9 protein-coding genes are annotated in these 9,563 nt (G+C 62.9%); 6 read left to right on the top strand and 3 right to left on the bottom strand.

Annotation, left to right across the window (positions count from 1 at the left end; all coding sequences use genetic code 11):
• Positions 1-260: 260 nt before the first annotated feature.
• Positions 261-1,166 (bottom strand): LysR family transcriptional regulator, encoded by a 906-nt coding sequence (locus tag OC445_RS25805; protein WP_003191880.1) that lies wholly within the window; start codon positions 1,164-1,166, stop codon positions 261-263.
• A gap of 212 nt (positions 1,167-1,378) precedes the next feature.
• Between OC445_RS25805 and OC445_RS25800 the strand changes: the two genes are divergently transcribed.
• From OC445_RS25800 to OC445_RS25775, 6 genes are all read left to right on the top strand, one after another.
• Positions 1,379-1,990 carry a cysteine dioxygenase gene (locus OC445_RS25800; protein WP_014718170.1) on the top strand — a complete coding sequence of 204 codons (612 nt, stop codon included), beginning with the start codon at positions 1,379-1,381 and terminating at the stop codon, positions 1,988-1,990.
• The gene (locus OC445_RS25795) at positions 1,987-3,570 is read left to right on the top strand and encodes a rhodanese-related sulfurtransferase (protein ID WP_198791233.1); all 1,584 of its coding nucleotides are present in this window, start codon (positions 1,987-1,989) and stop codon (positions 3,568-3,570) included. The genes OC445_RS25800 and OC445_RS25795 overlap by 4 nt, the downstream gene beginning before the upstream one ends.
• An 82-nt stretch (positions 3,571-3,652) precedes the next feature.
• Positions 3,653-4,627, top strand: a complete 975-nt coding sequence (locus tag OC445_RS25790) for an ABC transporter substrate-binding protein (RefSeq protein WP_198791234.1) — start codon at positions 3,653-3,655, stop codon at positions 4,625-4,627.
• 10 nt (positions 4,628-4,637) lie between these two features.
• On the top strand, positions 4,638-5,978 hold the full coding sequence (locus OC445_RS25785) for an LLM class flavin-dependent oxidoreductase (RefSeq protein ID WP_034127403.1): 1,341 nt from the start codon (positions 4,638-4,640) through the stop codon (positions 5,976-5,978).
• Between the two features lie 161 nt (positions 5,979-6,139).
• The gene (locus OC445_RS25780) at positions 6,140-7,309 is read left to right on the top strand and encodes an acyl-CoA dehydrogenase family protein (RefSeq protein WP_198791235.1); all 1,170 of its coding nucleotides are present in this window, start codon (positions 6,140-6,142) and stop codon (positions 7,307-7,309) included.
• A complete protein-coding gene (locus tag OC445_RS25775) occupies positions 7,306-8,253 on the top strand; it encodes a D-isomer specific 2-hydroxyacid dehydrogenase family protein (RefSeq protein ID WP_054898668.1) in 948 nt (315 codons plus the stop codon). Before OC445_RS25780 ends, OC445_RS25775 begins: the two co-directional genes overlap by 4 nt.
• A gap of 104 nt (positions 8,254-8,357) precedes the next feature.
• Here the strand turns inward: OC445_RS25775 and OC445_RS25770 are convergent, their stop codons facing one another.
• Together OC445_RS25770 and tolR are read right to left on the bottom strand one after the other, a co-directional pair.
• The gene (locus tag OC445_RS25770) at positions 8,358-9,119 is read right to left on the bottom strand and encodes an energy transducer TonB (RefSeq protein WP_054898667.1); all 762 of its coding nucleotides are present in this window, start codon (positions 9,117-9,119) and stop codon (positions 8,358-8,360) included.
• A complete protein-coding gene (gene tolR, locus OC445_RS25765) occupies positions 9,116-9,562 on the bottom strand; it encodes a protein TolR (RefSeq protein ID WP_054898666.1) in 447 nt (148 codons plus the stop codon). The genes OC445_RS25770 and tolR overlap by 4 nt, the downstream gene beginning before the upstream one ends.
• Position 9,563: the final 1 nt, after the last annotated feature.

The raw sequence follows: 9,563 nt of genomic DNA, 5'->3' as shown, positions 1-9,563 counted from the left end.
GCTTACTTTTGGGCTCTTTTCAAAAGTGAGCCGCTGTAAAAGCGGAACCCTAAGTAGCCGTTACCGCAGGAATGGATATGTACTCGGTCTGACACCCTGTATCGGCTGTCAGGCCGCTATCGCAGGCAAGCCAGCTCCCACAGTTGGATTGCGGGGTGTCAGGTAGGTAAATGTCGGCTGGCAGCCCGTCATCGCAGGCAAGCCAGCTCCCACGGTTTAATCGCGGGGTGTCAGGTGGATAAGCGTCGGCTGACAAGGCGTCAGGCAGCGCTGCGGATCTTGTGCAAAGCATCCGCCACCCATTGACCAAACGCATCCACCGGCCCTTGCAGGTTGCCGAGAAAATGCGGATAGATCAGCCACAAATCCATCACCGGCTTGAAGTCCTTGAGGGGCATCGCCGCCAGCTGCTCGCGATGAGCACTGCGTTCCAGCAACGGACGTGGCACCAGGCCAAGGCCGAGGCCGTCGGCCACCAGGCCCAGTTGCAGTTCGGTGCCAAAGGTTTCCAGGTTTACCCGCAGCGCCAGGCCCTGGTCAGACAAGGTGCGCTGCAACCCCGCACGGAACCCGCAACCGTCCGGGTTGAGGATCCAACCGCTCTGGTACACGTCCGCCAGCTTGCAAGGCTTCTTCGGCAACTGCGCCTTGGCACAGACCACCACCAACTCCATCTTGCCGATGGACTCACCGACCAGGTTGTCCGGGAAGATCTTGCCCGCGGGGAACAACGCCACCGCCGCATCCAGTTCGCCGCGTTCGATCTTGCCGACCAATTGGCTGCCCCAGCCGGTGGCAACCTGGGCACGCAAGTCGGCGTATTCGCTGCGCAGGTGCTTGAGTGCGTCCAGCAGCACCACATCGCCGATGGTCTGCGGTACGCCCAGGCGCAGCACGCCGGTGGGCGGTGCATCGGTGGCCACCAGTTCGCGCAGGGCATCCATCTCGCGCAGGATCAACCGGCATTGCTCATAGACACGGGTACCGATCAGCGTTGGCTTGAGGGGCTTGGTGTTGCGGTCGAACAGCTCCACTCCCAGAGCCTGCTCGAAGTTCTGCACGCGGCGGGTGATGGCTGGCTGGGTCAGCTGCAACGACGCGGCGGCATGGCTGATGGACTGGCAACGAATCACTTCGACAAAGGCATCGATATCGTCAATTTTCATTTGGGCCGCACATACAGATCAGTCATTAAGATGTGCGTGAAGCATAGTGGCCGCACACAGGTCTGGATAGCCCAACCAGTGATCAATAACGTCTAACACTATTCAAACCGGTTCTAAATTACCTCGGCTATAAGCTAATCATTAAAAAATAGCATATTAAAAATAAACATTATGCTTAGATAAAAGCATACCAACAGCCCGATGGAATGGTCATGACCCAGGCCCGACACCCCGAGAGACTCAGAGCCTTCATAGGCGCCCTGGCGGAATTGATCGACGGCAACCCGCGTGAAGGCGACCTGCTGCACCGTGGCGGCAAGCTGCTGGCGCAACTGGTCAGCCACGATGATTGGCTGCCCGACGAATTCGCCCAGCCCGACCCCGAGCGCTACCAGCAATTCTTGCTACATGCCGATTCGCGCCAGCGATTCAGCGTGGTCAGCTTTGTGTGGGGGCCAGGGCAACGCACGCCGATTCATGACCACCGGGTGTGGGGGCTGATCGGTATGTTGCGCGGCGCGGAGGTTTCCCAGGGGTTTGCCCGGGCACCGGGCGGCGGCCTGGTAGCGCAAGGCGAACCCGTGCAATTGCTGCCGGGCCAGGTCGAGGCGGTGTCGCCCAAAGTCGGCGATATCCATCAGGTCAGCAATGCCCACGGCGACCAAGTGTCCATCAGCATCCACGTATACGGCGCCAATATCGGCGCGGTGCGCCGGGCGGTGTATCAACCCGACGGCAGCGAGAAACTGTTTATCTCCGGTTATTCCAACGCCTATCTCCCGAACATCTGGGACCTGTCCAAAGAAAAGAGCCCTGCCCTATGACCACCCTATCGACCCGCAGCTTTGCGCAGATTCGCCAGGCCCTGTTGGCACGCGAAGAAGTCGCGCTGATCGACGTGCGCGAAGAAGCCCCCTTTGCCGAGGCCCATCCGCTGTTCGCCGCGAATATTCCCTTGTCCAAGCTGGAACTGGAGGTGTACGCGCGCATTCCACGCCGCGATACCCAAGTCACCCTGTACGACAACGGCGAAGGGCTGGCCCAGCGCGCCGCCGAACGCCTGGTTGCACTGGGCTACACCCAGGTCAGCCTGCTGGAGGATGGGCTGGACGGTTGGCGTCGGGCCGGTGGCGAGCTGTTTATCGACGTCAATGTACCCAGCAAGGCGTTTGGCGAACTGGTGGAGAGCCAGCGCCACACACCGTCCCTGGCCGCCGAAGAGGTCCAGGCCCTGCTCGACAGCCAGGCCGATGTGGTGGTGCTCGATGCGCGCCGCTTCGACGAATACCAGACCATGAGCATCCCCAGCAGCATCAGCGTGCCGGGGGCCGAGTTGGTGTTGCGCGCCCGTGAGCTGGCGCCCGATCCGTCTACGCGCATTATCGTCAATTGCGCCGGGCGCACCCGCAGCATTATCGGCACTCAGTCGTTGATCAACGCCGGCCTCCCCAACCCGGTGGCAGCCCTGCGCAACGGCACCATCGGCTGGACCTTGGCCGGGCAGACCCTCGACCATGGCCAGGCGCGCCGCTTTGCGCCGACCTCGGAAAACCATCGCCAACTCGCCGCCCAAAAGGCACATGGTGTTGCCGATAAAGCCGGGGTCAAGCGTGCGACGCTCAATGATCTGCACCGCTGGCAACAGGACGCGACCCGCACCACCTACCTGTTCGATGTGCGCACCGCAGAAGAATTCGAAGCCGGCCACCTGCCGGGCGCCCGCGCCACCCCGGGCGGGCAACTGGTGCAGGAAACCGACCACGTTGCCAGTGTGCGCGGTGCGCGCCTGGTACTGGTGGACGACGACGGTGTGCGCGCCAATATGTCCGCGTCGTGGCTGGCCCAGTTGGGCTGGCAGGTGTACGTATTGGATGACCTGCAAGCGGAGCACTTCAGCGAGCGCGGCGCATGGGTCGCGCCAGTACCGCCGCCGCCCCAGGCCGAACTGATCAGCCCCCACACCCTTGCCGACTGGCTCGGCCATGGCGACACGCAGGTGCTGGACTTCACGGCCAGCGCCAACTACGTGAAACGTCATATCCCCGGCGCTCGGTGGGTGCTACGCGCGCAACTGCCCGAGGCCCTGAGCAAGGTACCGAGCGCCCAGCGCTATGTGTTGACCTGCGGCAGCAGCCAACTGGCGCGCCTGGCCGTGCCGGAAGTCGAGGCCCTTACCGGCAAGCCGGTCTTTTTGCTGCAGGACGGCACGGCCGGCTGGATCCAAGCGCAACTGCCCCTTGAGTCAGGCGAAAGCCACTTGGCGTCCCCGCGTATCGACCGCTACCGCCGCCCTTACGAAGGCACCGACAACCCTCGGGAAGCCATGCAGGCTTACCTGGATTGGGAGTTCGGCCTCGTGGAACAACTGGCCCGCGACGGCACCCATGGTTTCTACGTGATCTGATTCACCGCTGCACCGTTTCGCTCAACCGACCCCTTCTCCAGGCGGAGGTACTTTCCTTTACCCAACGCCTGGAGTTTTTCCCATGCTGTACGCCATTCCATTCAAACGCCTGTTGCTGGGCGCTGCCCTCGCCCTCGGCCTGCTTTCCACCGTCCAGGCTGGCGACCTGCAACCGCTGCGCGTGGCCAACCAGAAATCCACGATCAAGGCGCTGCTGGAAGCCTCGGGCGAAAGCCAGAACGTGCCCTACGAGATCAAATGGTCGGAATTCCCCTCGGCCTCGCCCCTGGGCGAAGCGCTGAACGCCGGCGCTGTGGATATCGGCGCCCTGGGCGATGCCCCTTATGTGTTCGCCCTCGGCGCCGGTGCCTCGATCAAGGTGATCAGCATCATCCATGCCGAGGGCCGTAACACCACGGCGCTGCTGGTGCCCAAGGATTCACCGATCAAGACCGCGGCCGACCTCAAGGGCAAGAAGATCGTCACCGGGCGCGGCTCCATCGGGCACTACCTGGCGATCAAGGCCCTGAACGATGCCGGGCTGACCACCCAGGATGTGCAGTTCATCTTCCTGCTGCCCGCCGAGTCCCGGCTGGTACTCGACAACGGCACCGCCGATGCCTGGGCGACGTGGGACCCTTACACCACCGTGGTCACCTCACAGAGCAATGCTCGCGTGCTGGTGAGCGGCAAGCACCTGCTGAGCAATCATCTGTACTTCGCCGCCACCGGCCAAGCCATTGCCGACAAGCGCGTGCAACTGGACGACTTTGTCGCCCGCATTGATCGCGCCTACGCCTGGGCCAATACCCATCCCGAGCAATACGCCGCTGCCCAGGCCAAGATCACTGGCCTGCCACTGGCCGTGCATATAGAAGTGGCCCAGGACACCCATCTTTCCCCGGTCACGATTGACGATACGGTGATCCATGGCCTGCAAGCCACCGCCGACACCTATGTAAAAGAAGGCCTGCTGAGCAAACACATCGACGTCTCCCAGGGCTTCGATTCCAGCTTCAACGCCAAGCGTATCCCCCTCGAACAAGCCTCGCGCTAAGGAGCAGAACATGAGCAAGCCACGTCAATTGAAACTCGGTGCCATGGTGCACGGTGTCGGCCACGGTTGGGGCGAATGGCGCCACCCGCAGGCACAACCCGACGCCAGCACCAATTTCGGCTTCTACAAGCAGCAGACCGAACTGGCCGAAGCCGCCCGGTTCGACTTCGTGTTCATCGCCGACAGCCTGCATATCCACCCCAAGTCCAGCCCCCATTACCTCAACCGTTTCGAGCCGCTGACGATCCTCTCGGCCCTGGCCGCGCTGACCACTCATATCGGCCTGGTCGCCACCGTGACCGTCAGCTACACCGAGCCTTACCAGGTAGCACGCCAGTTCGCCTCCCTGGACCACATCAGCGGCGGCCGCGCCGGCTGGAACGTCGTCACCTCGTGGCTGAGTGGCACCGCCGATAACTTCGGCAAGGCCGAGCATCCGCCCCACGCCGTGCGCTACCGCATCGCCAAGGAACACCTGAATGTGGTCAAGGGCCTGTGGGATTCCTGGGAGGACGACGCCTTTGCCTATAACAAGCACAGCGGCGAATTCTTCACCCCAGGCAAGTTGCATGCGCTTAACCACAAGGGCGAATTCTTCTCGGTCAAAGGCCCGCTGAACATCGCGCGTTCGCGCCAGGGCCAACCGGCGATTTTCCAGGCGGGCACTTCGGAGGATGGGCGTAACTTTGCCGCCGAAAACGCCGATGCGATTTTTGTGCATGTGGAAACTATCGATGAGGCGAAGGCCTACAGCGCCGATTTGAAACGCCGCGCCAAGGGCTTTGGCCGCGACCCGGACAGCCTGTCGATCCTGCCGGGCATCCGCCCGATTGTCGGGCGCGATGCCGCCGAAGTGGAAAGCCGCTACCAGCAAGCCGTGGCGCTGGTCACCGTGGAAGACGCCATTGTCGCCCTCGGCCGGCCGTTCAACGACCATGATTTCAGCCAGTACCCGCTGGATGCGCCCTTCCCTGAACTGGGCGACCTGGGCGCCAACAGCCAGAAAGGTGGCTCCGAACGTATCAAGCAACTGGCCCGTGACGAAGGCCTGACCCTGCGCGAAGTGGCCCTGCGTTTCTCGCGGCCCCAGCGCGACTTTGTCGGCACCCCGGAACAGGTCGCGGATGCCATCCAGACCTGGTTCGAGAGCGGCGCCAGCGATGGTTTCATCATCAACTCGGTACTGCCGGATGGCCTGCAGTATTTCACTGAGTTGGTGGTGCCGGTGCTTCAACAGCGAGGGTTGTTCCGTACCGAGTACAGCGGCCACACCCTACGGGACAACCTCGGCCTGGAAGTGCCAGCGAACCGCTACAGCGTGATCGAAGCCACCGAACAAGCCCTGGCCTGAATACTACCCCCTGTAGGAGCGAGCTTGCTCGCGAAGAACGCCCACGATAACGCGCACTTCCTGAATAAACGCGGCGCCTGTGAGTTTTTCGCGAGCAAGCTCGCTCCTACAAGGGGGTCAGGGCTTGCCACCCTCCCACATTTTTGACCGAGTACAGACTTATGACTCAACCGTCTCTCAAGGCTGTGGAAGCCATCGATTTCGACGCCCTGCTTGATCATCTCAGCGCCGAGCTGGCCAGTACCGCGCCCCTCTATGACGAAAGCGGCGCCTTCCCCCACGCTAATTTCAAGCTCCTGCACCAACACCAACTCATCGCCCTGACCGTGCCGAAAAAACTCGGCGGCGGTGGCGCCAGCCTGTCCCAGGCGCGCAAGGTCATTAGCGCCATCGCCAAGGGCGAACCGTCCACGGCATTGATCCTGGTGATGCAATACCTGCAACACGCCCGCCTGCAAGACAACCAGAGCTGGCCCGCACACCTGCGCGTGCAGGTCGCGCAGGAGGCGGTGCAGAACGGCGCGCTGATCAATGCCCTGCGTGTCGAACCTGACCTTGGCACCCCAGCCCGTGGCGGTTTGCCGGCCACCACCGCCGTGCGCACCGCCGACGGCTGGCGTATCAGTGGGCGCAAGCTCTACTCCACCGGCAGCCATGGCCTGAGCTGGTTCAGCGTGTGGGCGCGCAGCGATGACGCCGACCCGCTGGTAGGCGCCTGGCTGGTGCCCAAGGCCAGCCCCGGCGTCAGCATCATCGACACCTGGGACCACTTGGGCATGCGCGCCACCTGCAGCCATGAGGTGGTGTTGGACAACGTATGGGTGCCCCTGGACCATGCGGTCAGCGTCAGCCCCTGGAGCGCCCCGCAAGCGGAGCTGGATGGCGAAGGATTCCTCTGGATGTCGGTGTTGTTGTCCTCGGTGTACGACGCCGTGGCCCAGGCGGCACGAGACCGGCTGGTGGACTGGCTGGAGGAGCGCAAGCCGTCGAATCTCGGCGCGGCACTGTCCACCCTGCCGCGTTTTCAGGAGACCGTCGGCCATATCGACACTTTGCTGTTCGCCAACCGTAGCCTGCTCGATGCTGCTGCCGCAGGCCACACGCCGACGGCCAATGCCGCACAAGTGAAGTACCTGGTGACCGGCAATGCGATCCGTGCGGTCGAGCTGGCCATCGAAGCCTCGGGCAACCCTGGCCTATCACGGCACAGCCCACTGCAACGGCATTACCGCGATGTGCTGTGCAGCCGCATCCACACTCCGCAAAATGACGCCGTGCTGCAAGGCGTCGGCAAAGCTGTGTTCAACCAGCGCCAAAAGGAACGCACATGAGCCAGGTGATTATTGCCAGCCAACTGGACGAAGATTACAACCAGGTGATCCGGGAGCGCCTTGCCCCACTGCACCCCGAAGCCCAGGTAATCGGCGTGCCGGTCGGTGTGCCCAGTGACTTGCCGGCCCACGCCAATATCCTGCTGCTGCGCCCGATCAATGTGCGGGGCTACACCGCCCCCGACACCCCGCCACCGGGCTGGCCCTACGGCGCACAGTGGGTGCACCTGGTGTCGTCGGGTATCGACTTCTACCCCCAGTGGCTATTCAACGGCCCACCCGTGACCACTTCCCGTGGCAGCGCCGCCGATAACCTGGCCGAGTTCGCCCTGGCGGCGATCTTTGCCGCGGCCAAGCATTTGCCGGACATCTGGGTAAAGGATGCCCAGTGGCAGTTCACCGCGCTGCGCCCGCTCAAGGGCACCACGCTGGGCCTTTTGGGCTTTGGCGCGATTGGCACAAGCCTGGCGCAAAAGGCTCTGGCACTGGGGCTCAAGGTGGTGGCGCTGCGTCAAAGCACAACCCCGTTCGGCCTCGATGGCGTGGAAGCGGCCAAGGACATCCACGACCTGTTTGCCCGCGCCGATCACCTGGTGGTGGCGGCCCCCCTGACCGAAGCAACGCGGCATATCATCGATCGTAATGTACTGGCCAGCGCAAAGCCGGGGCTGCACCTGATCAATATCGCCCGCGGTGGCCTGCTCGATCAGCAAGCGCTGTTGCACGCGTTGGATAACAACCAGATCGGCCTGGCTTCCCTCGACGTCACCGAGCCAGAGCCACTGCCCGATGGGCATCCGCTGTACAGCCATCCGAGGGTACGGCTGTCGCCGCATACTTCGGCTATTTCGACCCGCAGCAAGGAGGAAATTGCGGATACGTTCCTGGCTAATCTGGAACGGTATGTGGCGGGCCTTGAGTTAAGTAACCTCGCGAATGTCTGACGGCTTGCCCGCAAAGGGGGGGCCAGCCACTGAATATTCAACTGAGCCACCGCTATCGCCGGCAAGCCAGCTCCCACAGGTTTTGGGAAGGTGGCTGGAGAAGTTCATTTGATGCGGTAGTGGAAGGTGTTGCGCACTGCCGGTACGGCAACAGCTTTGCCATCGACGATTCTCGGCTGGTAGCGAAAAGTATTGGCCGCCGCCAATGAGGGCCTGATGAACAACGGGTGACAGCCTTCCAATACCTTGGGGTTTTCCACGTGCCCCTGGGTGTTGACGGTGTACTCCACCGAGCAGTCGCCTTCGATGTTCTTGTCCAGGGCGCGTTCGGGGTAGTCGGGGGCGGCCTTGCTCAAGGGTTGGTACTGGCGGCTGTCGAATGCAGGGGTAGGCGCAGGCACGGCGGCTCGGGCTTTTTCCGAAGCGGCACGCTCCTGACTCAGACGTTGCTGTTCCAACGCCCGATTGCGCTGCTCGGTCGCCATGCGCTGCTGTTGTTGCTCGAGTTTCTTTTCTTCAACCCGCTTGCGCGCCAGCGCGGCTTTCTCGAGCTTTTGCGCCTGCACCTGCGGATCAACCGTCGGCCTGGTCGGTACCGGGATGACAACAGGTTCTGCCAGCGCGGCAGCTACGGGCTCGGGTGTCGGCACAGGCGCCGGCGCCGGAGCGGGTAAAACCACCAACTGCGTGTGCATCACCCGCGGCGCATCCACCCCTGGTCGCTCCGTCGACCAGCCCAGCATCAACGCCACTGCCACCGCACCATGCAGCGCCACGGCCAGACTCGCTGCCAGGCTTTTACGCCATAAACCATCGCCGTTGGGCGCCAAGGCCAGTGCCGGACTGTGCATGATCATCGCCGTCATTGCGGGGCCTCGGTGACGAGCCCAAGATTGCTGACGCCGCCCTTCTGCAGCACCGCCATGGCCGCCACTACACGGCCATAACCTGCATTGTCGTCAGCACGGATATACACCTGGGTATCGCTGCGCGCCGCCACCACCTGCATGACCTTGGCGCTCATTTCTTCCAGGGTCACCGCGCTGTCGGTCTGCTGGAGCGTATCCAGCTCGCCACCCAGGTTCCAGTAGTAGCCACCGTCCGCCTTCACCGACAACGTCAGGATCTGCTGGCGCGTATCGGTGGCCAGCGCCTCGGCGGCGACCTTGGGTAGTTCGATCTTCACGCCCTGGGTGAGCATGGGCGCGGTGACCATGAAGATCACCAGCAGCACCAGCATCACGTCGATGTAGGGCACCACATTCATCTCGGCCTTGGGCCCGTGCTTGCGTTGCGGCCTGATCAACATC

This window comes from Pseudomonas sp. Pse35, from assembly GCF_024519715.1.
Taxonomy (GTDB): domain Bacteria; phylum Pseudomonadota; class Gammaproteobacteria; order Pseudomonadales; family Pseudomonadaceae; genus Aquipseudomonas; species Aquipseudomonas paracarnis.
This window is presented reverse-complemented; position numbering and strand designations above follow the sequence as displayed.